General features: G+C 45.9%; 17 protein-coding genes. 5 read left to right on the top strand and 12 right to left on the bottom strand.

What is annotated here, in order from left to right; all coding sequences use genetic code 11:
- Positions 1–4: 4 nt before the first annotated feature.
- Together SPI9445_RS0104315 and SPI9445_RS0104310 are read right to left on the bottom strand one after the other, a co-directional pair.
- A complete protein-coding gene (locus SPI9445_RS0104315) occupies positions 5–898 on the bottom strand; it encodes a ParA family protein (protein ID WP_017303498.1) in 894 nt (297 codons plus the stop codon).
- 114 nt (positions 899–1,012) lie between these two features.
- Positions 1,013–1,891: a ParA family protein gene (locus SPI9445_RS0104310; RefSeq protein ID WP_026079518.1), complete on the bottom strand. Its 879-nt coding sequence runs from the start codon at positions 1,889–1,891 to the stop codon at positions 1,013–1,015.
- A gap of 710 nt (positions 1,892–2,601) precedes the next feature.
- Here SPI9445_RS0104310 and SPI9445_RS24330 point away from each other — a divergent pair.
- Positions 2,602–4,158, top strand: a complete 1,557-nt coding sequence (locus tag SPI9445_RS24330; RefSeq protein ID WP_017303496.1) for a methyl-accepting chemotaxis protein — start codon at positions 2,602–2,604, stop codon at positions 4,156–4,158.
- A gap of 88 nt (positions 4,159–4,246) precedes the next feature.
- The gene (locus SPI9445_RS24325) at positions 4,247–5,155 is read left to right on the top strand and encodes a cation diffusion facilitator family transporter (protein ID WP_017303495.1); all 909 of its coding nucleotides are present in this window, start codon (positions 4,247–4,249) and stop codon (positions 5,153–5,155) included.
- A gap of 15 nt (positions 5,156–5,170) precedes the next feature.
- Here SPI9445_RS24325 and SPI9445_RS27300 read toward each other — a convergent pair whose 3' ends face one another.
- From SPI9445_RS27300 to nadD, 5 genes are all read right to left on the bottom strand, one after another.
- On the bottom strand, positions 5,171–5,974 hold the full coding sequence (locus SPI9445_RS27300) for a hypothetical protein (protein ID WP_017303494.1): 804 nt from the start codon (positions 5,972–5,974) through the stop codon (positions 5,171–5,173).
- A gap of 17 nt (positions 5,975–5,991) precedes the next feature.
- A complete protein-coding gene (locus SPI9445_RS0104290) occupies positions 5,992–6,339 on the bottom strand; it encodes a hypothetical protein (protein WP_017303493.1) in 348 nt (115 codons plus the stop codon).
- Position 6,340: 1 nt separating this feature from the next.
- The gene (locus SPI9445_RS0104285; protein ID WP_017303492.1) at positions 6,341–7,141 is read right to left on the bottom strand and encodes a TIGR04255 family protein; all 801 of its coding nucleotides are present in this window, start codon (positions 7,139–7,141) and stop codon (positions 6,341–6,343) included.
- A 180-nt stretch (positions 7,142–7,321) separates the two neighbouring features.
- Positions 7,322–8,335 carry a type I glyceraldehyde-3-phosphate dehydrogenase gene (locus tag SPI9445_RS0104280; protein ID WP_026079517.1) on the bottom strand — a complete coding sequence of 338 codons (1,014 nt, stop codon included), beginning with the start codon at positions 8,333–8,335 and terminating at the stop codon, positions 7,322–7,324.
- 80 nt (positions 8,336–8,415) lie between these two features.
- Positions 8,416–9,066, bottom strand: coding sequence for a nicotinate (nicotinamide) nucleotide adenylyltransferase (nadD, locus tag SPI9445_RS24315; protein WP_017303490.1), 651 nt, complete (start codon positions 9,064–9,066; stop codon positions 8,416–8,418).
- 290 nt (positions 9,067–9,356) lie between these two features.
- On the opposite strand from nadD, the gene murC reads away from it, so the two are divergent.
- Positions 9,357–10,877, top strand: a complete 1,521-nt coding sequence (gene murC / locus SPI9445_RS0104270; protein WP_017303489.1) for a UDP-N-acetylmuramate--L-alanine ligase — start codon at positions 9,357–9,359, stop codon at positions 10,875–10,877.
- An 83-nt stretch (positions 10,878–10,960) separates the two neighbouring features.
- Positions 10,961–11,929, top strand: coding sequence for a UDP-N-acetylmuramate dehydrogenase (gene murB / locus SPI9445_RS0104265; RefSeq protein WP_017303488.1), 969 nt, complete (start codon positions 10,961–10,963; stop codon positions 11,927–11,929).
- Positions 11,930–12,143: 214 nt separating this feature from the next.
- Here murB and SPI9445_RS0104260 read toward each other — a convergent pair whose 3' ends face one another.
- The 5 genes from SPI9445_RS0104260 to ureG form a co-directional block, all read right to left on the bottom strand.
- Positions 12,144–13,736, bottom strand: coding sequence for a cation:proton antiporter (locus SPI9445_RS0104260; RefSeq protein ID WP_017303487.1), 1,593 nt, complete (start codon positions 13,734–13,736; stop codon positions 12,144–12,146).
- 230 nt (positions 13,737–13,966) lie between these two features.
- Positions 13,967–15,229, bottom strand: coding sequence for a diguanylate cyclase (locus SPI9445_RS0104255; protein WP_017303486.1), 1,263 nt, complete (start codon positions 15,227–15,229; stop codon positions 13,967–13,969).
- Positions 15,219–20,624, bottom strand: coding sequence for a chemotaxis protein CheB (locus SPI9445_RS27295; RefSeq protein WP_017303485.1), 5,406 nt, complete (start codon positions 20,622–20,624; stop codon positions 15,219–15,221). Before SPI9445_RS27295 ends, SPI9445_RS0104255 begins: the two co-directional genes overlap by 11 nt.
- 40 nt (positions 20,625–20,664) lie before the next feature.
- Positions 20,665–21,963, bottom strand: a complete 1,299-nt coding sequence (locus SPI9445_RS24305; protein ID WP_164674463.1) for a tetratricopeptide repeat protein — start codon at positions 21,961–21,963, stop codon at positions 20,665–20,667.
- A gap of 225 nt (positions 21,964–22,188) precedes the next feature.
- The gene (gene ureG, locus SPI9445_RS0104240) at positions 22,189–22,794 is read right to left on the bottom strand and encodes an urease accessory protein UreG (RefSeq protein WP_017303483.1); all 606 of its coding nucleotides are present in this window, start codon (positions 22,792–22,794) and stop codon (positions 22,189–22,191) included.
- 250 nt (positions 22,795–23,044) lie between these two features.
- On the opposite strand from ureG, the gene codB reads away from it, so the two are divergent.
- On the top strand, positions 23,045–24,325 hold the full coding sequence (gene codB / locus SPI9445_RS0104235) for a cytosine permease (RefSeq protein ID WP_017303482.1): 1,281 nt from the start codon (positions 23,045–23,047) through the stop codon (positions 24,323–24,325).
- Positions 24,326–24,327: the final 2 nt, after the last annotated feature.

Raw genomic sequence — 24,327 nt, 5'->3', positions numbered from 1 at the left:
CACCTTACACCGAATTACTGTAATCCGCAATTTTATCTAAAAACTCCTGAGTTAAACGATTAAATGCTTTCGACCCTGCGGTATTAGGCATCGCCACAACAGCAGGCGTAAACGTATCCACCGCTTTCGCTACATTAACATCTAAAGGAATCCGATTTTTAAACACTTTATCACTTGAAAAATCTTGTTCAATTCGTTGGATAACTTGCCCATAATAACGCCCGCTAAATAACCCCCCTGAGAGAATAAATACAATCCCTAATAGATTTAAATTTAAGGGAGGAGTGAACTGTTCTTTTAACTTTTTGATGCGTCGCTCTAATAGCTGAATCCCAACTAGAGATAGTGGTTCAGGACGAGCAGGCAGTAAATAAAAGTGACTGCTGACAATACCACTTCGAGTGAGGAGATTATAACCCGGTGCGCAGTCTAATAAAATAAAATCATAGCGTTCCTGTACCGATTCAATAATACTTTGAATCAAAATTTTCTCGAAATGAAACCAAATATCACTAAATTTTTTTCCATCTTTTTCGGCTTGTTTTGCCAAGGTTTCGGCGACTGTATATTCATCATACAGTTCAATATCTCCCGGTAATAGGTCTAAGCCAGTAATCCCACAAACAGACTCTAAAATCATATCTTCTGTGGAAAACTTTCGAGAAATATAAGGACGAATAACTTTATCAATTAAATAGCTTAACGTCCGTCTTGCTTTACGAAGACGGGCGAATTCATGGGGAGGAATTACACTTAATGTTGCACTGATTTGAGAGTCTAAATCAAGGACTAATACCCGTTTTTTATAGTCTCTTGCCAGACAAGCGGCTAAATTAATGGTTAAGGTTGTCTTGCCCACACCACCTTTCATATTAATGGTCGTTAAGACTAAGCCCATGTAAAACGTCCTCGTAGTTTTTAATTTACTGCCTGTCTATTTTATCGCAAATTTAACGATTTTTGTTGAATGATATTACAAAAATATCTTAAAGAAATAATGAAATGTATCCCCTTAGCTTTTGACGATTTTACTCAACTTCTGTAAAAATTCACGGGCAAAACGTTTATACGCAATCGCCCCGGATGCTTGAGGATTATTAATGACCACAGGTTGAAAATCATCCACAGCTTTGGCAACTGCAACATTGAGAGGAATTTCAACTTGAAAAATTTTGTCTTCTCCGAATTCTTGCCCTAACCGTTTTTTTACCTTTTTCTCCATAGTCGTTACTGGCCCCCTAGCGGTGTAAATAATGCCGACCAATTGGATTTTACTTCGGGTTTCCTGTTGTAAGTGTTTAATTCGACTGTGGAGTAACCCAATCCCTACCACGGAGAGGGGTTCTGCTCTCGCTGGGACAATATAAAAATGACTAGCTAATAAAGCACTGCGAGTGATTAAATTATCAGCCGGAGGAAAATCAAGTAGAATAAAATCATAGTGTTTAATAATGGGCTTTAAAATTGAACGAACAAGGTTAAATTCAACATTGCTCCATGTTTTTTCAAAGGTTTGTTGATGAAATTGGGATTTATTGTGAATCAGTGCAGAAAGGAGAAAATCATCACACAATTCTACATCTCCCGCGAGGATATCTAGTCCTTTGACTTGACAAATATCTCGATAAATGGCTTGTTGAATAGTGATGGGGGGATGTTCTTCGGTTTGGATGGTTTGATTAATCAGGGTACGCAGAGTTCGTCGTTCTTTTTTCAAGGTGGCAAAGTACAGAGGGGCCATCAGGCTGAGGGTGGCGTTAATTTGAGTATCGAGGTCTACAATTAAGACACGCTTCTTGAAGTCACGAGCAATACACGTCCCCAGATTCACGGTGACGGTGGTTTTGCCGACTCCTCCTTTCATGTTGACTACGGAGACTATATAACCCATCCTCTGTTCCTGCGCTTAACCTACCCCATCATAAGGTGAAAGTTTCCCCTTTGGTGAGACTCTCTCTCCTTTCATTGTCTCCTGGAATAGTCAGAGGGGTTTATTTTCCTGCTACTCCCGGAATTTACGGAGGGAGATAAGGGGGGTGTTTCCCTGACGTTGAGTATTAATTTTTATCTCTTTAAAATGCCAACAATCACCGGATAAGCCAGGTTAATTTTACTCAATATTTAAGGAGGTTATGTGGTAGCTATTCTGGATTTGTTTTATAATAGTTCTTGTGGGTTAAAAGGGTATTACTCACGATTGAGGCTCGATGATACACGACTTAATATTATCTTAAGATTAGAAAGGATCTCATCGCCGCCGTTTCTCATAAAATACCTAAAAATAGTAATAAGTCGTTACTTAAATTAATCTATCCAGAGAATTTGTTGTGTTTAATACACTTTAATACACTGTGTTGAATGTGCTGGGTTTAGTACATTGAGTTTTAGTCTCAGACAGGGTTTTAGCTTTAAGAAAAATTTAATGCTCTATCAAGGGCTACTTGTGAGGGAATCTGATCTAAAATTTCTGATCTAAAATTAGGGTCTAACTAGCTTGCTGTGTTGATTGCAGTTGGGGGGCTTTTTGTGAATTTTAGAGTTGAATAGTTTAGATTTTAGAACAAAGTGGGCGCTTGGAGGGCATCGATTGAGGAGATAGTGATGAAAAACTTAAAAATTGGGACTCGTTTGAATTTAGGTTTCAACATTATGCTGTTGGCTTTGTTAGGCACGAATGTCTATTTGATTATCAATATGAATCGCCTGTCGTTGTTAACTGGGCGTTTGCATAAACACCCTTTTACGGTCAGTGTGGCAACGGCAGAAATTGAAGCGGGGGTGGTAAAAATTCACCGCTCGATGAGGGATGTTATCTTATCGAGCAATCCTTCAGAGTTAAATGATGCGGTGGGAGCTATTAATCAGTATGAACAGGAAGTTTATGAAGATTTTGCCATTCTGGAAGAGCGTTTTTTAGGCGATATTACCCAAGTTTATCGGGCGCGCGATGAGTTTGGTAAGTGGAAACCCATTCGTGATGAAATTATTGCTTTAATGCAGCAGGATGAACGGGAAAGGGCGACCAATTTGATCAAAAATCAAGCCCTGAGACAGGTCAATGAGATTATGCAGGAAGTGACCGGAATTCAAGAGTTTGCGGGGAATAAAGCGTTAGAATTTGTGACGAGTGCGGAAGAGGCGAGACAAAATGCACTGGTCACGACAATTGGGGTGATGAGTGCGACGTTAATTATTATGATTTATTTAGCGGTTGTGTTAACTCGCTCAATTACACTGCCTTTACAGGAGGCGATCGCACTCAACAATAAAATCGCCAAAGGGCAGTTAGATGTAGAGGTTCACCCGGATAGTCAAGATGAAATCGGGCAGTTGTTGGGGTCAATGCAGTACATGGTAACGCAACTAAAACAGGTGGTTTTACAGGTGCAAAAATCCTCCGATGGGGTGACATTAGGGAGTCAAAATTTGAGTAGTTCTGCGATGGAATTATCTCAAGGTTCTATGGAACAGGCGACGGCAACAGAACAGGCGGCGAATTCGATTCAAGATATGACGCTGAAAATCAACCAAAATTCCCAGAATGCTAATCAAACCAATGCCATTGTTATGAAGGTGGTGCAGGATGCTCAGGCTACGGGAAAAACGGTAGAAGAAACGGCCGTGGCAATGAAGGGAATTGTGCAGAAAATTAAGGTGATTGAAGACATTGCCTTGCAAACCAATATGTTAGCGTTGAATGCGGCGATTGAGGCGACGAGGGCGCAAGAAGCGGGGGGCGGATTTGGCATTGTGGCGGCAGAAGTGCGGAAACTGGCGGAATTGAGCCGAGTGGCGGCGGTAGAAATTAATCAATTGGCGGCTTCGAGTGTGGCCATTTCGGAGAAAGCCGGGATGATGTTAATGCAGTTAATTCCTGATATTCAAGAAACGGCGGGATTCATACAACAGATTAGTGTGGCGAGTGCGGAACAAGCTCAAAATACCACCCAAGTGAATCAGGCGATTCGGCAGTTGGAGAAAGCGACTCAACAAAATAGTGCGGTGTCTACGGATTTATCGATGATGGCGCAAAGTCTGGCGAGTCAAGCGGCGGAGTTACAACGAGCGATCGCATTTTTCCACTTAGAGATCCCAGCCTACCCCATCCGAGATACTATCGTTCCCGATTCAGCCCCGGTTTTCGCCTTGAGGTCTTAGACTGTTTTTGGGAGATTGAGTTAGGTGATTTTTCTCTCTCTAGGTTATTTTATAAGGCACATTCCCCCAACTTGAGCGCGCCGAAGCCATGAGCGAAGAACCAACGCCTGATCTCCTAACTCGTCTTTTATTGCTAGCCACCATTTGGTTGATGGCTTTGCTCGTCTGGGTTAAAGGGGCGGCGGGGTGGGAAGCGCGATCGCTTACCCTATTAACGGAGTCCCTATATACCTTGTTAGTGGGTTTTAACGGCGTGTTGAGTTTTTTAGCCGTCACCAATCCCGATCATCCCACAGGACAGGATATCTATGGTCATGGGCGGCGAGAAACGGCGATCGCACTCTTCCTCACCGGAACCCTTACCCTTGCCTCTGCTGGCCTAATTTGGATGTTTGTCCAACAAGTAACCGCCGCCCTCCAACGAGAGGTTCTACCCTTCCCCCTGCAAGTTAATCCCCCCCTCCTCCAACTGGTAGGGCTTTCCACCCTCTCCACCCTCGCCCTCGCCCTATTTTCCCTCTACCACGCCCGCCGTTTAAAGCATCCCCTCCTCGGCTACAACGCCACCCAACTATTCAAAGATGCCAGTTTAGGCATATTGGTTTTATTGAGTCTCTGGGGCGTTTGGTGGGGTGAACCCCTATTTGACCTTTTAGCCGCCTTAATCCTCTTTATCGTCCTCTTAGACGGCTTCTGGCACATGATCTGTTGGCAGTTGCCCCTGATGGTTGAACAAGTGAGCATTGCCCCAGATGTTCTGGCCGCCATTGCCCAAGGGGTGCGGGGAGTGTCCTATTGTTATCGCATTCGTTCCAGGGGCATTGTGGGGCAGTTTCTCTACCTCCAGATGCACCTAGTCATTGAAGCCCGCTACGAACCCCAAGCGCCCCTAATTGCGCGGCAAATTGAGGAAGAGTTACGGTTACGCTATGGGGCTTTACAGGTGACGTTTTATATTGAGACAGAGCGGAAACGTGGGGTAGGAAATAGGGCATAGGAAATAAGCGTCGGATCAAGATAAACGAGCGGCCGCCTCTCGTAATCGCTGTGAACAGTTCTCTGTGATGGGTTCACCATGAGCAACGGAGATGATTTGCAAGGATGGAATACAGTCGGCTAAGGTGAGTAACCATTGCTGATAAGTAGGTTGATCGGTCAAAAAAACCCGCTTTCCTAATGCCGTAATGCCAAAATAACCCGCCGCACCGAGCCAATGCAAGATAAATTGACGGTCAGGAACGTATTGCTGTAGATAGGACTCGGTGAGGTTAAACAAGATATCGGTAAAAATGAGAGCCTTTCCTGTGCTGAGGGGAAGTTCAAAGACTAATTCTTGAGGTCGAATGCCCTCGGGGTGATGACAGATAATGCCCAAGGGGGGTAGTATTTCCTCAGCAATCCCATCAACGGCTACAATTTCCTCAACATAGGGTTTGGCGACTTGGGGGGTAATCACTTGTAACTGGGGATAACGCTGCTTATAAACGGCGGCATCCAGACGATGGATGCGGTTGGGTACAATCATCAGGGTGGGGGTGCCGAGGGATTCTAGGGCGGCCATTCCGGCTTCATTTAAGGCGATCGCACTATGAATTAATAACTCCCCATCGGGTAGTCGATAGATGACCATTTCTCTGGGGGTGAATCCCAAAACTCCGGTAACGTGCCACAAATTCGGAGCGAGTTTCTGAATCTCACTATGGGGGAAAACATGATCGCCCCATTCCTCCTCCCAACTCCTCTGCACTGAACGGGGTTGAAAGAAGGAAAAAAAAGCGTAAAACCATTCCGAGGCTGTTTTTTTGTCGGGAAGCATAGGATTTAAAGAATTACTTAATAATCCAACACAATTGAAGGTCTAGTTTGTGGCTCTCTTAAAGTACCTGTTACTGTCTGAACTCCTTTAGTCGGTTGATCTGCTGGCTCACAACTTAAGGAAAATTTGTAAATTTCGGCTAATTCCTGAGCCGCTTCTTCTAAAGCCTTTTCGGGTAAAAATTGTAATATTATCAGACATTGAATCAAAAGTTTATATTGATTCGATAACCCGGACAATGGATCTGTTGGGATAGACAAAGAGAAACCATCCATTGTCAAACTTGAAACAGGATACTCAATAATAATTTGATGACCACTTTGCCTATCCTGAATGACATAATGATTGCTTAAAACCAATCTCATGCTACTCTTTTGATAGAGAGTGAATGGATTGGGGCTGCATGGCATGGTGAAGGGTGTCGGTAATACTCCACCTAAAGAGTTGTCGGGCAGACTGGTTGAATTGAGTAAGTAAGTTCCAGACATCTTGATTTTTTTCTATTTTCTGTTCTGTGTAAAAATCGGCATCTAATAAATAAGCCGTTTCAGGTTTACTATTCTGTGAATCTTTCACAAAAACTAGACCATGATTAAAGTTAGTTTTTCCGATATCTGTTTTGAGGACTAAATTTTTGACCATCGTTTGAATGGATAAATAAACATTATCCTCATATAGCTCATAGGCAATATTTTTAGCGATTAAATCCGACCATTCTGTATCTTCAAGTCCTAGCTTTGAACGAATGATTAAATTTTGATAACGCAGACCAATTCTGTTATAAAATGAGGGCTGATAGATATTTTCAAAAACGTCTAATGCTTGTTCAAGACGTTGCTTAAATTGCTCGTATCTCTCATAGGAGGAAGTGGTTAAAGCTATAAAATCTTGGGTGATAGATAAACTCCACTTCTGATCCTCTGATTGAAAACGATAAGTCCGATTAGGAGTTTGAGGTAATCCTAATTGTTGTACAAGCTGAGAGACTTCCGAAGGTAGTTGTAATTTATTGGTTTCAAACAGTGGATATTGGGACCGAATCCTATCCTGAAACTCAACAGGTTCTTGATGAGTAATCTTCAGGATGGGCGGAAAGGACAATTGACAAACAACCTCCACTAGGGGGTTGCGTTCATAAATAACCCGTTCAAACTCAGGCAAGTTCATGAAAATTGGCTTTTTTGTCTTAACTTACTTGATTTACATACCCATCACTATAACCCTGTTTTGTGACCTAGGGGAGGGCTAAAAAGAAGGAGATGGGAATCATGACGGAAGAGAAAGAGGAGGGTAACCGCGTTACCCTCCTCCTTGTTGATTCCAGTTTGTCCAAATGAAGCTAAAACTCTAAGCCCATTTTTCAGCGACTAATTCAGCTAAATCAACCACTCGTTGAGAATAGCCCCATTCGTTGTCATACCAACCAACCACTTTCACCATATCGCCACCCATTACCATGGTCAGACTTGCATCAGCAATGGAGGAACAATCAGTTCCGCGATAATCACTAGAGACTAAGGGTAGGTCGTTGTAACCCAGAATCCCTTTCAAAGAACCTTCGGAGGCTTCGCGTAAGGCATCATTCACCTGTTCGGCAATGGTGCTTTTTTCCACTTGAACCACAAAATCCACAATGGAAACGTTCGGAGTGGGAACTCGGAACGCTACCCCGTTGAGTTTCCCTTTCATGTCAGGAATCACTAGAGCAACGGCTTTCGCGGCTCCGGTGGTGGTGGGAACAATATTAATCGCGGCCGCACGAGCGCGTCGTAAGTCACGGTGGGAGGCATCAAGTAACCGTTGATCCCCAGTGTAACTGTGGGTGGTGGTCATCGTACCTTTGATGATCCCAAAATGCTCATGCAGCACTTTCACGATGGGAGCCAAACAGTTGGTTGTACAACTGGCGTTACTGACGATTTTGTACCGATTGTGGTCGTACTCATGATGATTGACACCCATAACAAATGTGCCGATCTCTCCACCTTTACCGGGTGCGGTAATTAAGACCTTTTTCGCACCAGCTGCTAAGTGTTTGGAAGCGCCTTCCTCGGTGACAAAGACTCCCGTTGATTCGATGATCAAATCAATTCCCCACTCATCCCAGGGCAAGTTTAGTGGGTTGCGATCGGAGACACACTTAATGGTTTTCCCGTTAACAATCAGGGAGTTCTCATCTGCGTCAATGTCAGCATCCAACTTGCCTAGCATGGAGTCGTATCTTAGCAAGTGAGCGTTCGTTCTCGGATCAGATGTATCATTGATCCCTACTACTTCGAGTTGGGTGTTTTCACGTCCTAACCAACAACGCAAAAAATTCCGTCCGATGCGTCCGAACCCGTTGATTGCTACTCTAATCACTGCGTCTTGCCCTCTGTGTTCTAGTTCAATACATTAAATTAATCTTAATACCCCAAATCATATCGCAAAGGCTGCGCAATTTAACGATCCCAATTTAGATTCCCTTGGTGAGCGCTTCTATCTTGGGGGGAGGGGGAGTAAAGACGATGGGCTGCAATGTAGGTCTGTATGGACGATGGCAGGCTAGGATGAGGGCTGTTGCTGTGTTGATAATGTTGGCGAATTTGACTGGAGGAAATGGACAGAGGGGAGATATCTAAGAGGTGACACTGAATGTTAATCCCTTGGTCATGTAGTTGTTCAATGATGGGCTGAAGATTGCAGGGTAGAGGGGGGCGAGGGGCAACTAACCAATGGAGGGCGGGGATGAGTTCATGGCGTTGATACCAGCGGGGGAGGGTTTGAAAGAGATCAAAGCCCATAATCCAGTACCACTCACTGGGGGGATAGATGGTTTGGATGTGTTGGAAGGTGTGAATGCTGTAGTGGGGGGTGGCGCGGACTGGGAGGATTTCTAGGCGGAATTCGGGGTAGGGTGCGATCGCCTGCTCCACCATACGACAGCGATCAACATAGAGAGAACGCGCTTTTTGGGCTTTATGGGGTGCATCCCCATCCGGCACCCAAACAATTTGATCCAGTTGACCTTGAGTTAAGGCTACTTGGGCCAGAGTTAAGTGTCCCTCATGAATAGGGTCAAATGTTCCACCTAAAATCCCGTGTTTTTGCATGAAGCTCTGGAAAAATTGGTCGTATTACGGTAAAACCAAGGAAAGTTTCCGGATTAACGGAAAAAATGCCTGCCTAATGGTAAAAACAATCCTAGGAGTCATTTAAATCTGGCCCTTTCGACTCCCTTAAGTTCAATAATCTGGCCCATAGGTCAAAGGAGTGAAAAGATAGAAAATCATGATGAACTGTATCCTGACGGGTGAATCCTTGATATTATAGCGCGTGTCCCTCGTGACACGGATCATGTGATGAGTATTGTGGTGTGGTGTGTGGTGTGCAAGGAGATTTGATGTCAAACACAATTAATTTTCAGGGAAAACCCTTCCACTTTATTGGAATTGGTGGAATTGGAATGTCGGCACTCGCTTATATTTTAGCGAAGCGGAATCTCCCGGTTTCTGGCTCAGATATTCGTTCAACCCATATAACTCAGCGCTTAGAGTCGGCAGGCGCTCATATTTTTAGTCGTCAGGATGCAGATAATCTAGATTTTTTTAAAATGCCCACCCAAGCCCAGCCCGCCTCGATTACCATTGGGGTAGGGGTTGAGGGGAATGGGAAAAATGGAGGGTATGGAGCGACTCAGGTTCAGGGTCTGAATGCTCCTCAAGTCATTTGTTCAACGGCGATTCAAGCCAATAATGCAGAATATCAGGCGGCACAAGCTCAGGGCTATCCGATTTTCCATCGCTCCGATGTCTTAGCGGCCTTGATTCAAGATTATGACAGCATTGCTGTTGCCGGAACTCATGGGAAAACTACAACTAGCAGTTTAATTGGTTATGTACTACTGCAAGGGGGTCTAGACCCTACGATTGTCATTGGGGGGGAAGTCAATGCCATTGGGGGTAATGCTCGCCTCGGTCAGGGAGGCTACTTGGTGGCAGAAGCGGATGAGTCCGATGGGTCTTTAGTCAAGTTGGCGGCCCAAATTGGGGTCGTGACGAATATTGAATTGGATCACCCTGATCACTATGACAGTTTGGACGAAGTGACGGAGATTTTCCGGATCTTTGAACAACAGTGTGAAACGATGGTCGCCTGTTGGGATTGTGCCACAGTACGGGCAACCTTACACCCCCAGATTACCTATAGTTTGTTCCCAGAACAGGGGGCAGATTATACGGTGACGGATGTGGTCTACAGTGCGGAAGGAACAAGGGCGCAGGTCTGGGAAAAGGATGTGTTGTTGGGGTCTTTATACCTGCCGTTGTTGGGTCAACACAATCTAAGTAATACCTTGGCGGCGATCGCCGTAGCTCGGAAATTAGGCTTAAGTTTCCCGGTCATTGCTGAAGCGATCGCCACCTTTGAAGGGGCAAAACGTCGCTTTGAGTACCGAGGCAAAGCCAATGATATTACCTTTGTGGATGATTATGCCCATCACCCAAGCGAGGTACAAGCCACCCTCGGGGCTGCTCGTTTGTTAGTACAGCAAAACGCCCAATCCCAAGGGGCTTATCGTCGTTTAGTAGCGGTATTTCAACCCCACCGCTACAGTCGCACTCAAGCCTTTTTAGGGGATTTTGCCCAATCATTTCAGGATGCCGATTTAGTCGTTGTTACGGATATTTACAGTGCAGGAGAGTCCCCTGTGGGACAATTGGGGGGAGAACAAGTCGCGGAGGCAATCGCCCACTATCATCCTCAAGTGATCTACGGAGGAGGACTGGAGTCTGTAACCACCTTGTTGGAAGAAATATTACAGCCGGGTGATTTAACCCTGTTTCTCGGGGCAGGAAATCTTAACCAGCTTATTCCTCATCTCGTCACCGTTTATTCTGAGGTGTCCTTGCCCACCTCTGTTTAGGAACTAAAGGTTTCTTCCTTTAAATTCCTCTGAATTTCTCCACTCCTCAACCTGAATCCATTCACACTTTTGATGAACGCACTATGACACTGTCCTCTGATGCCCCTAGTACGAAGAAGCTCTACTTCTACGGAGGGAAGTCGTTCCACCCTTCACCAATCAGTCTAAAAGGAACTGACTGCATTGTTCGTCCTCATGTTCCCCTCGCCCCCCTGACCTCCTTCCGCGTCGGCGGTCCAGCCGAGTGGTATATTGCCCCCCGCACCTTGGAAGATTTACAACTTAGTGTCGCTTGGGCCCAACAGCAAAGCCTACCCGCGACAGTTTTGGGGGCAGGTTCTAACTTATTGGTCAGCGATCGCGGAATTCCGGGTTTAGTCATTAGTACCCGGCATCTGCGCCACAACAACTTACACCCGGACAATGGGCAAATCATCGCCGGAGCCGGAGAACCCATTGCTCGCCTCGCCTGGAAAGCGGCGAAACGGGGCTGGCAAGGCCTAGAGTGGGCTGTGGGCATCCCAGGCACCATCGGGGGCTGTGTGGTGATGAATGCAGGCGCCCATCAACAGGCGATCGCCGATTGTTTAACCGATGTTCTAGTTCTCAATCCTGACGGGAGTTTAGACCTGCTCACCCCCGAGGATTTGCAATTTAGTTATCGCACTTCTATCTTGCAAGGCGATCGCAAACTGGTTCTACAAGCCACCTTACAACTCACCCCCGGAGGCGATCGCACCGAAATCATGGCACAAACCACCCACAACCTCCACCAACGCAAAGAAACCCAACCCTACCATCTCCCCAGTTGTGGCAGCGTCTTCCGTAACCCCTACCCCCACAGCGCAGGCTGGCTCATCGAACAACTGGGCTTAAAAGGCTATCAAGTTGGCGGAGCCCAAGTCGCTCATCGTCATGCCAACTTCATCCTTAACTGTGGAGATGCCACCGCCAGCGACATCTTAAACGTGATCCATCATGTACAAGAAAAAGTCGAGCAACACTGGTCTTTACTCCTTCACCCAGAAGTCAAACTCATGGGAGACTTTTAACAAATTGGAGAGGGAAGTCCCGCACCCTACCCGGTTACAGGATAGGCAATCTTAACAAATTAAGCTTGTGTGCATTTTGTCAAGTCCCATATATAGCCTCCAACAAATTGGACGACACTATAAATAGTGCCGTCCAATTTTGCAGACAACCTGATTTTCCCCATTCCCTATTCCCCGTTCCCCACCCGAAGCAGAGTTATTCTGCAAGCATTAATCAATCTAATTTGATTTCATCAATCACCTTTTCCGTGGCTTTATTGAGAACCTCCGATAAGACAGGGGAAAGATTCCGATCTAAACGGCCAGCGCGGATAAATTCAGCGTAGGTGTCCGCCTCAATATCCAGTAATTCCTCGCTTAATTGTTCCAAATCCAGCGCCCTTAACTGAGGATTTTCCTGTTGCAGTTGGTTAATTTCCTCCTCAATAGTGCGAACCTCGATTTTAACTAAACCTTTTTGATAACGATAGAAGTCTGGGTCGATTTCTGCGGACAGTTGCACCCCGTCTAAATACTTCAACACCCGATTTAAGGCGGTGCGACGGGCTAGGGCTTCGGAATATTGTTGACGCTGGGGTTGATCCCCAATTAAGTCTAGTTTTTCTAAAAAGAAACGAGTGGTTAATCCTTGCACTAAAAGGGTGAATAAAACAACACCAAACACCCCATCAATAATGGCTTGTCGTCCTTCCAATAATATGGGAACACTCAAGGCTAGGGCAATAGAGACACCCCCGCGCAATCCGCCCCACCATAACACCGTCATTTCTGACCAACGGATTTTAGTAGGTTGGAAAAGATTGCTGAGGGTGCCTAGACCAAAGATAACGATAGCACGGGTAAATAACAGGGAGGCGATCGCAATTCCAATCACATCCAAATTGCCACCCAAACTCAAAAAGTTGATCTGATCCCCAATCAACAGGAATACAATGGAGTTGACAAAAAAGGTCAAAAACTCCCAAAATTCCGAAACAATCAACCGCGTACGGGGATTCATCCCAATCCGGGAACCAAAATTTCCCAAGATTAACCCCACCGTCACCACCCCAATCACACCAGATCCACCTAATTCTTCCACCATCAAATAGGTACCATAGGCAGAAACCAAGGTGAGGGACTGTTCCACTAAAGGATAATCAAAACGCTGGGTTAGGTAAGAAATCCCAAACCCTACCAGACAACCAACTCCCACCCCAATCCCCACAAAAGTGGTAAACTGAGCCAGTGTCGCGGGAATCGAAAACTCCTGAATCCCCAAAGGAATCCCCACCAACAGGACAAAAGCCACAACAGCCACCCCGTCATTGAGGAGACTTTCCCCTTCCATTAACACCGTCAGGCGTTTTCCGGCCCCTAACTCCCGAAATAAGGCCACCACAGACACCGGATCCGTTGCAGCCAAACTGGCTCCCAATAACAGGGCAATGGGCAAGGAAAGCCCGGTAAACTGGCTAATGGGTAAGGCTACCCCAACGACGGAAATAATCACGCCCAAGGTGGCAAAAATAGCCACGGGGAGGATATTTTGCTTTAACTCCCGCCAGCGTATATTCCAAGCGGCCTCAAAGAGTAACGGAGGGAGGAATATCTCTAAAATGAGTTCCGGGGAAAGGTTGACCAGTCGGACATTGACGAAGGCCAACCCTAAGCCCACAATTACTAACAGGAGGGTATAGGGAATATTGCGCAACCAGCTAAAGATACGGGAAAGGGTAGCCACGCTCAAGGAAACAGACAAAACAACTAAAAACTGCTCTAAACTCTGCTTAATGGCTTCTTCACTCAAAGCCGCTTCCACAGCCATACACTTCCTCCGGTTTTCTCTAAGAAACATGGCGCAGGATTACCCTGTCAGCCGTCCTCCGATATTCTATCGGGAATCTTCGCCCTACTCCAGCTATAGCTGTTCGCGAAGCCTGCCGCAGGTATAAGTGTAGCCTCTGGTGTAGCGAAGCGCGACGGTCGGGAGTCGGGAATAGGGAATAGGTAATAGACATCTCCCCCGCTCCCCTGCCCCCCTGCTCCCTCCCCCCACTAACAGACAATTAGATTTCTGCCTTGATCTTTGGCTTGATACATAGCTTGATCGGCTCGTTTGAGTAGATGCGAATAATTACTATCGTTTTCGCGATAATCTGCCACTCCAATACTGGCACTTAACAGGAAGGAAGAATCATCCGGCATAATCGATAAAGACTTAATTTCTTCTTGAATTCTTTGGGCAATTAATACCGCATTTTGCAAGCTAGTTTCAGGCAAAATAACCAAAAATTCATCTCCGCCCATCCGTCCTACAAAATCACATTCTCTTAAGGCTTTTTGAATACTTTGCCCACTATTATAAATGACTTGATCGCCCATTTCATGACCATAATTATCGTTAATTCGCTTGAGATGATCCAAATCAATCACGGCAATAGATAGATTTCTATTGTAACGTTTGCTACGGCCAAATTCGTTTTTTAATGTGTTTAAAATTGACCGACGATTCGTAAGGTTTGTTAAATCATCTAAGGTGGACAGAAGTTTTAAACTCTCATTCAGTTGTAATTGTCGTTGTAAGCTCTTGCGTAATTCCCCTTGAATTTCTTGCCGCTCACTCACATCTCGTAAGGAAATTAGGTGAGCGTCTTTGCCTTCCCAAGAGACGGAACTAATCGCCACTTCTGCTACACCAATTTCATTTTTAGCTCGCAAAATTTGCATTTCATTAATGGCCGTACCGAAGATGGGTATGCCAATTTCATGATTAACTAATTGATGGAGGGGACGATTAAACATTTTAGCGGCGGCTGGATTGGCAAATTGAACAATTCCGTCTTGATCAATAATTAAGATGCCATCATATAAATGCTCGACAATAATTCTTAATTTTTCTTCGCTGTATTTTATGGCTAAAGATTGAGCTTGCAATAATAAATGGGTTTGCACTCGGGCTAATAATTCACCCGTCTTAAAGGGTTTTGTTACATAATCAGCCGCCCCTATTTCAAAGGCTTTGAGTAAGTTGTTATGCTCATGACTAGCGGTTAAAAATATGATAGGAATATCTTTTATTTTAGGAGTTTCTTTGATTTTTTTACAAACGTCTAACCCGCTCATTTCGGGCATCATCAAGTCGAGTAAAATCAGGTTTGGGGTGATAGATTTTAAACGTTCTAGGGCTTCTTTCCCACTGCGGGCAAAGGTGGTTTTGTAACCTACATTATCGAGTAAGCCAATCAGAACTTTGATATTGTCTGGAATATCATCAACGATTAAAATGAGTGTATCTTGTGGGTGATAACTAGGGTTCATATTCTGAGGGTTCTATTAAGTGATTTAAGTTTTGGATCATGTTGGGAAATTCTTCTAAAAGTTGATCAATTCCGCGACTATTAAATTGATTAACTTGTTGGGCAATTTGTTGACTGTAGTTAATTAAATCGGGACATTCATAGTCTTGACCCCATTGGTTTAATTGTTCGATGAATTGGCGTAAATCTTGGGTGATTTTTTCCTGTTTCAGGGTCAACCATTTTTGCTGAAAAAATTGCTGTAATAGGGGGATTAATTGAGGGAGTTTGTCGGGGTTTAAGGGGGAAAGATTCAGGTTAAAGTCTTTGGGTTGCCAGTCGTCTTGATTTTGGAGGGGGAGGAATTTTTGTAGGGTGTCAAAGAGTTGTTGACGACTGACGGGTTTTCGCAGAAAGGCATCACTCACGGTGTTGAGTTTGAGTTGTTCGGGGTTTTGGGTGGAGGCGGTGAGGAATACTATGGGGATGTTTTGGGTGGTGGGGTTTTGTTTGAGACGTTCGGCGGTTTCTCGTCCGTCGAGGTTGGGCATTCGCCAATCGAGTAGAATTAAGTTGGGGGGGGTGCTTTGGGCTTGGGCGATCGCATCTAACCCATTTTGAGCGGTGAAAACCTGATGGTGGCTGTCTTTGAAGTATCCCGCAATGAGTTCTAAGTTAGAGGCTACATCATCGACGACTAACAAGGTAGCGGGTTGTAGTTGATTAAAGTCTTCCCGTTGGGCCAGAGGGGAAGAGGGAGGGGGTGGGGTTTCGGTAACTTGGACGTGAGGCAGGGTAATTTCAAAACAACTCCCTTCTCCGAGGTGACTGTTAACGGTAACGGTGCCGCCTAATTTGAGGGTGAGACGTTTGGTAATGGTTAATCCGAGGCCGGTTCCTCCATATAACCGGGTGTTTTGTCCTTCGTTTTGATGGAAGGCATCAAAGATAATGTCTTGTTGATCATCTTGAATACCAATGCCGGAGTCTGCGATTTGGATTTTGAGGGAAATGAACTCGGGATGGGAGTCTGAGGGACAAGGCGACTGGGTTTTGATGTCTTCACACCAGACTTTAATTTTTACAAAACCCTGATCGGTGAATTTAATGGCATTGCCGACGACGTTAAATAAAATTTGCCGTAAACGCACCTCATCCATATAGATTCCCCAGGGGGTGGTTGGTGCTACATCTAAGATGAGATCCAGTTGTTTTTGTTCGGCTTTTTGGGAGAAAATTTGGTGAATTTCCTGTAATAACAGATGGAGGTTGACGGGTTCATAGTGGAGTTCTAATTTCCCGGCCTCTATTTTGGAGAGATCCAGAATGTCGTTAATCAGGGCTAATAGGGTGCTGCCACTGCTAATAATAGAGTTCAGGTAGGATTGGCTGGTTTCGTCGGTGATTAGGTCTTGTAAGAGTTCGGAAAAGCCGAGAATGGCGTTCATGGGGGTGCGGATTTCGTGGCTCATATTGGCGAGAAATTCGCTTTTAGCGAGGTTGGCCGCTTTGGCTTCTTGGGTGGCTTTTTCGAGTTCGAGGGAACGCTGTTGGCTTTGTTCGAGGAGTTGAGCATGGGCGATCGCAATTCCCACTTGACTGGCGACGGATTCCAGTAGTTCTATATCTTCTGTCGTCCAATCTCGCGGTTTATCGCACTGGTGCAAACCAATCACCCCGTTAGGTTTCCCTTGGTAAAAGGTACAAATGGCCAACATGGATTTAATCTGTAGTTGTTCAATGAGGGGGGTGAGTCCCTCAAATAGGGGATCTGTGGTGGGATCTGGGGTGACAATGGCCTTTTCGCCCTTGAGGAGGGCGGCGAGGTGTTGGTTATCGACTACGGGGATTTGGAGGGCTTCTCCCCGTAAGGAGGGGTAGTCTTCAACGCAATATTCAGCCACCAGATGGAGGTTTTGGGGGGAGGGTGTATCTTGATCCGGTTGGTAAATATGCAGCAGGCAACGATCCACATGGAGAACACGAGTCAGTTGTTGCACGGTGGTATCAAACACTTGCTGACTGTCTAAACTTTGGCGAATTTGTTCGCTAATTTGTTTGAGTAGTACCGTGCGTTTTAGCTGATAGCGGAGGGCATTTTGACTGATGACGCGATCGCTAATATCCACCCAATACCCCACACATTCTTGAGGTTTCCCTTGCTCATTGCGCGTTAAACGTAGTTGAGCATATAACCAACGGTATTCCCCATCGGCACAGCGAAAACGGTACTGTTGGCTATAGGTGCCTTGTTGGTAAATTTGGGGCAGTTCCCCTAACACCCGTTCCCGATCTTCCGGGTGCAGATGAGTCCGCCAAAAGTGTCGATCTTTGAGGAACTCCACCGCACTATAACCCACAATATCCTGAATATTGTCACTGAGATATATCGCCGCGTAGGGATAATCAGGCTCGCAGGTAAAGATCACGGCCGGACTAGAGGTTAAAAGATAGCGCAGACGGGCTTCATTGTGGCGGATGGCTTCCTGCATTTGCTTCAATTCCGTCACTTCCATCACCACACACCCCACCCCTTTCTCTAAGCTGGGATTTTTGATTAGTTCCTCTGAACTAACTTCTCCTAAACTCACGGGATAATAGTTCATTAACCAGTGTCGCTCAATCCCCGGTTGTGCGGGAGTTGTTCCGGTAATTTCCACATTACAGATGGCCTCTCCCGTTTCCAACACCTGACGCACGAGGGGTTCCATCCTCGACGTTAAATCTGGCAGCAATTCGGCTGTCGTTTTGCCCAAATGTTCCGCCACCGAGTAGCCATTGATGCGCGCTAACACCTCATTCACCTGCACAAACCGCAACTGGTGATCTTGCACCCCCAAACCGATGGGAATATTAGCGTAGAGGTTTTCAATTTCTTGAGTCCGGTTGCGCAATTGTTCTTGCACCTGTTTCATTTCATTGACCTTGACGAAGGTCATCACCACCCCGTTAGAAACATCATTACTCTGTAAATAGGGGTGCAAGCGCATCAGTAAAAAGTCTTGGGTTTTGGGGATGATGACCTCTTGTTCTAAGGGTTTGCCCGTTTCAGCGACCTGTTGCAACAGGTCGAGGAAATTGGGGCAGTCCATGTTATGGGTAATATGTTCAATGGGACGTTCTAAATCTGTATCGACTAAATTAATCGCCAAGGTAGCGGCCGGGGTAAATTTGCGAATCCGCAGATGACGATCTAAAAACACTACCCCAATATCGGTACTCCGTAGCAGATTGTCTACATCGTTGGTGAGTTCCGTTAGTTCCTTGATTTTGCTCTGATATTCTGCATTGACGGTATAGAGTTCCTCGTTGACGGAGTGGAGTTCTTCGTTGGTACTCTGTAACTCTTCGTTGGAGGCTAAAAGTTCCTCGTTGGTGGCCTGTTGTTCTTCGTTGGTGGTTTCGAGTTCCTCAATGGTGGCCTGGAGGTTTTCCCTGGTCTGTTGCAGTTCATATTCTAGGTCTAACAGGCGTTGGGTGGTTTTGGCATCGACATCAAAGGGTTCGGCGTAGGTGGTTTTGACGGTGCGTTCTTCGGGTTCAATGACTAGGAGAAAGTAATCATCCACTCGGGCATTTCCGGCCTGATAACTAACCTCTAAGTTAACGCTCCAAACCATGTTATTCTGCTCAAATTGAATTCCGGTGTAGAGAACGGGGTTATTTTCCCGTTTGGCGCGGTGAATGGCGGTGTTAAGGGGTAATTTCAGGGAATCTGGCACTAATTCGCTGATTTCCTTGGTCATCTGTCCTTCTGGAAAGCGCAGGATATTGAGGGGATCTGTCACCACATGGAATAATTCGTGTTGGGCGTTGACTAAGATGCAGGAACAGTTCCGTTTGCGGACAAAGGCACTGAAGGCGTTGCTAATGACGGGGTGGAGTTGGGTGCTACTGTTGCGGGGGAGGGCGGAATAGGCCGGGGAAGGAGCAACATAATCAAAGGTGGGAACGGAAATGGGGAGGCGAATGTTGCGCCGTTTTTGGTAGATTTTGCACTTTTCATTGAGGGTGGTAAATTCTTCGATTAGGTCGCCGGGGGTTTCGGCGGAACCAAGGAAGAGATAGCCTTTATGGACCAAGGAAAAGTGTAGCATCCGCAAAACGTGCTGTTGCAGGGAGGGCTGCATATAAATTAGGACGTTGCGGCAGGTGATGAGGTGCATCCGGGTAAATCCGGCGTTTTTGGCGAGGTTGTGGGGGGCAAAAATAATCATCTGGCGCAGGTTTCGCACCACATGGAAGGATTTGTTGCGCAGAAGAAAGTATTTTTCAAGGCGCGATCGCGACAAATCGCTCATAATACTCTCAGGATAAACGCCCTCGGAGGCCTTAGCTAAAGCCCCGTTATCAATATCTGTGGCGAATATCTTCACGCTGAGGTTCTTTTTCAACCGGGTTAGAACTTCATCAATTAAGATGGCCATAGAATAGGCTTCTTCCCCTGTGGCACAAGCTGTTACCCAGACGCGCAATTGTTGGCCGTCTTTTAATTGTCCAATTAAGTTGGGTAATATCTCAGTTTCCAAAACTTCCCAGGCTTTCGTATCCCGGAAAAACCGTGTCACCCCAATCATTAAATCATCGCGCAATAATAACCGTTCTTCGACGGAGGTTTTCATGCGCTCGATATATTCATCTAAACTACTACACCCAGAGAGGGAACAACGGCGATAAATGCGACGGCTCAGGGTGCTAGGTTTGTAATAGGAAAAGTCTAGTTTTTCGGCTTCATTGAGAATATTTAAAATCGTCCGCAATTTATCCGACTCAATTTCTGTGAGGGAGAGATCATGATTGGGGGGGGCGTTGCGTCCCATGCGCACCATATCACAAATCATGCGGGCTAGGTCGGGCGGGGATAACACCTGATCCACTATTCCGGTGGCGATCGCACTTTGGGGCATTCCATCAAACTCAGCCGTTGTCGGAGACTGCACAAAGGTAATCCCCCCCACCTCACTAATCGCTTGCAGTCCCTTTGTCCCATCACTCCCCGTTCCCGATAAAATAACCCCAATCGCCCGATCACTACAATCTTTCGCTAGAGATTGTAAAAAAATATCAATGGGAAAATTCGGTTGATGACGGGGATTTTCTGCCTGTTTAATTAACTTTAATCGTCTTTTTTCGACAATTAAATTATTACGCGGCGGAATAAGATACACACAGTTAGGCTTTAAAACCATCCCATTTTCCACCCGGTAGACCTGCATTCTCGTCCGGCGTTCTAACAATTCTTTCATCAAACTTTTAAAATCCGGTGAAAGATGTTGAATCACTACATAGGCCGCCCCGCTATCAATGGGCATATGATCAAAAAACTCCTCTAGCGCACGCAACCCCCCGGCAGAAGCACCGATTCCAACTACATAAAAGTTTGCAGATTTTTGGGTAGAAGGTTGATGAGAGGACATTTTTTTAGCTAGACATATACATAAAAGCTAGCAAAAAATGCTAAAGAAAATTATTAAGAATATCAGTAATTTTTTCCTCAAAATATTCTTCTTGATGTTGGATAGCTTCAGCAAAGCGTAGGGCTTCCCGAAACGCTTGTAGGGCTTGGGGCTGATTATTCAATTTTAAATATAATTCTCCCATCCGGTCATAGATGGTCATTATTTCGTAAAAATTGTAAGTTGATTGAGCCGCCTTTAGCTGTTCTTGATAGAGTTGGAGGGCATAATCAAGCTGGTCATACTGGACATAGAGTGCTGCGAGGGCTTCTAGGGCATTGCTGGCATAGCCCCATTGTTCATTATCCCAAGCCCAATTAAAGGCCGCCTCCAAATTGGCGATCGCCTGTTCCTTCTCCCCTAAGCGTAAATAATCCTGACCCAGAGAGATTTGCACCGGGGCAATTTTGTTAAAAAACTCCTCCTTTTGAGCATAACTAAGCAGGAGAGGTTCTTTAACGGCGATCGCCTTTTCATACTGCCGCGACTCATCATAGATATACACCAACTCCTCCAAATAACGCCGCTCACCCGCCACATCAAACTGACCTTGAGCCAAAGCCAGCAACTCCTCATAGACCCGCGCCGCCGCCAAAAAATCAAACCACCCCTTATGAAACACCCCAATCAAATTCAACGTTTGCTCTAAAGCCCCTAAATCCCCCGTAGCGCGCACATCCGCCAGAATGAACTCATACATCGCCAAAGCATCATAACGCGCCCGAATCCTCGCGTAAGCCTGCCCCAACGCCGTATAGAGAGGACGGTCTAACTGGGACTTCTCCTGACCCTTCGTCGCCTCCTCCTGAATCCCCTGCAAACGCTCCCGCACCACCACCACATCCTCCGTGCGGTTTTCATTCCAGGCCACCTCCCCCAGTCGTCCCAAAGCTTCCACCTCCGCCAGCGGCCCCAAAAAGCGGCGCAGTCGTGCCTCCCGGTACCACAACTCAAAAGCCTCCTCCGTTTGTCCCCCATCGTAGAGATTCGCCGCCATCAACGCCATCGGCCCCAACAATGCCCCTAACTCCGCCTGTTCCTGTGTGGACAAAGAACGCCGCTCATTAAACACCTCAAGGGGAATCAACGGATCTCGCTCTTTCATATCTAAAGGGTTATAAAACTCCCCATCATCCTCCTCCTCTTCCTCTTTCCTCTCCTCCCGTTCCCGTTCCATCCGTTCCGGTCGAGTCCGCTCGGGCCACATTCGTTCCGTCCGTTGCGCCCAAGCGGGAGCCCCACTGCACAAGGGAAACAAGCAGAGCCAAAGTAACAAGCTAGTGATGTATCGTTGAGTCATGACGTGAGCAAGCTGGGATTCTAGTTTTTTATTCTAGATGCTTTTCTGGGGCCTCGCGTTCCCTGAATCATTAGGCGGTGGGGTATAGAAATAGCTGACCTTCAAGAGGGAACAGACAAGGTATAGCCTTTTCGTGGCTCATGAGGTAGACCTTTGTTAAACGCTCTGTTCCCTGTTCCCTCAAACTAGAGACTCTGTATCTCGCCAGTAGGGAAATTGCTATAGTTATAGCTTCTGTCGCTTAATAAACTCAACCACCCGCTCTAAACCTTCCTGAGTCTTGAGATTCGTAAACACAAAAGGCTTATCACCCCGCATCTTTTTGGCATCCCGTTCCATCACCCCCAAATCCGCCCCCACCCAAGGCGCAAGATCAATTTTATTAATCACCAAAAGATCCGATTTCGTAATCCCCGGCCCCCCTTTGCGCGGGATTTTATCCCCAGCCGCCACATCAATCACATAAAGAGTTAAATCCACTAATTCCGGGCTAAACGTCGCCGCTAAATTGTCCCCCCCACTTTCTAAAAACACCAAATCCAGAGGCTGAAAACGCTGTTCTAGCTCCTCAATCGCTGCCAAATTCATCGAAGCATCCTCCCGAATAGCCGTATGAGGACAGCCCCCCGTTTCCACCCCTAAAATGCGCTCATCTGCCAAAGCACCCGCCCGCACCAAAAACTGAGCATCTTCTTGGGTATAAATATCATTCGTCACTACCGCAATTTGATAAGAGTCCCGCAACTTTTTACACAAGGCCTCTAATAAAGCCGTTTTACCTGACCCCACCGGCCCGGCAATCCCAATCCGAAAAGCACTCTTGACAGTCATTTCCTGATACTCCGATACTATAGTATTTTCGTGACTCATGAGGTAGACCTTTGCTAGACGCTCTATTCCCTGTTCCCTGTTTCCTCAAACTATGGATATTCAGCAGACCCTAACGAACGCTGACAAAATAACCCACATTCTCTCATACTCAAACTAATCGCTACAAGTGATTTGTGGACTTTGTAACAGTTCACAGTCCCCAAATTCCTGTAGCCTAAGCCAAACAAGATTAACTCATGAAATATCGGTGATGCTACAACCTGAACTCTTAGCACAAGTTGAAAAAAGCGAAGACTATCCCCTCAGTCCTGTGCCTCGGGAAAGTCGCAAAAGTTTAATCTCTCTTGCCCCCTTATTAATTGGCTTTACCCTCTACTCCGGCACCCTGTTTGCGGGGGGATTAGTCGGACCGGCTTTTCGCTTTTTCCCGGACTTGCTGCTTGTGATTGTATTCGGCAATCTTATTTTAGGGATTTATTCCGCATTTTTAGGCTATATTGCCGGAAAAACTGGGTTAAATACCGTTTTAATGGCGCGCTTCAGTTTTGGTAATATAGGCTCTCGTTGGGTTGATTTTATTTTGGGCTTTACCCAAATTGGCTGGTATGCTTGGGGTTCTGGTTTGATGGCCGATTTATTGAATCAACTGGTGGGTTTTCCAGAATCCCTCAACTGGCTATTAATTCTCCTCGTCACTTACGGATTTTGTGCCACCGCCTATATTGGCTATAAGGGGTTAGATTGGTTAAGTCGGATTGCCGTCCCGGCCATTGTAATCTTGATGCTGTGGAGTTTAACTATTGCGACCCAAGATGTTGGGGGATGGAGTGGGATGCAAAATCTTGTCCCGAGTGAGGAACTTCCCCTGAGTGCAGCCATCACCATAATTGTTGGGACTTTTGTCTCTGGCGGCACACAAGCCACGAATTGGAGTCGTTTTGCCAGTTCAGGTAAAATCGGGGCAATAGCCACTTTTATCGCCTTTTGCTTGGGGAATGGGTTTTTGATTTTCAGTGGTGCTTACTGTGCGTTAGCCTATAATCAGGCGGATATTGTGCAAGTCATGGCGCAGCAAGGGTTATTAATGGGAGGAGTTTTGCTCTTTGTCCTCAATATGTGGACGACTCAGGACAATACCATTTATGCTTTCTCTGTCGCTGGATGTCATGCGTTCCGCACGGAAAAACGCCATTTAATGGTGTTGGGAGGAGCAACTTTTGCGTTGGCGTTAACCTTTGGCGGTATTTATGGCAGTGAACAATTTCTTAATTTTCTTCTGTTATTAGGTACGTTTATCCCACCAATTGGTGGGGTAATTATTGCAGATTTTTGGCTTAATTATCGAGAAGAATTCCCCCATTTAACCGCACTTCAAGCGGATTGGAATCTGTCAGGTATTACGGCTTATATCTTAGCCTCTGCTTTGGCTTATGTTACACCGGGAGTTAAGCCAATTTATGGAATTTTGTTCGCTATTTTTTTGTATTTTGTGTTGAACAAAATAAGACCCATTATAACCTCAAAATTTTGACA

Origin of the sequence: Spirulina subsalsa PCC 9445, assembly GCF_000314005.1 — a bacterium.
GTDB classification, from domain to species: Bacteria; Cyanobacteriota; Cyanobacteriia; order Cyanobacteriales; family Spirulinaceae; genus Spirulina_A; species Spirulina_A subsalsa.
The sequence above is the reverse complement of the archived record's forward strand: the minus strand, read 5'-3'. Positions and strand labels throughout refer to the sequence as shown.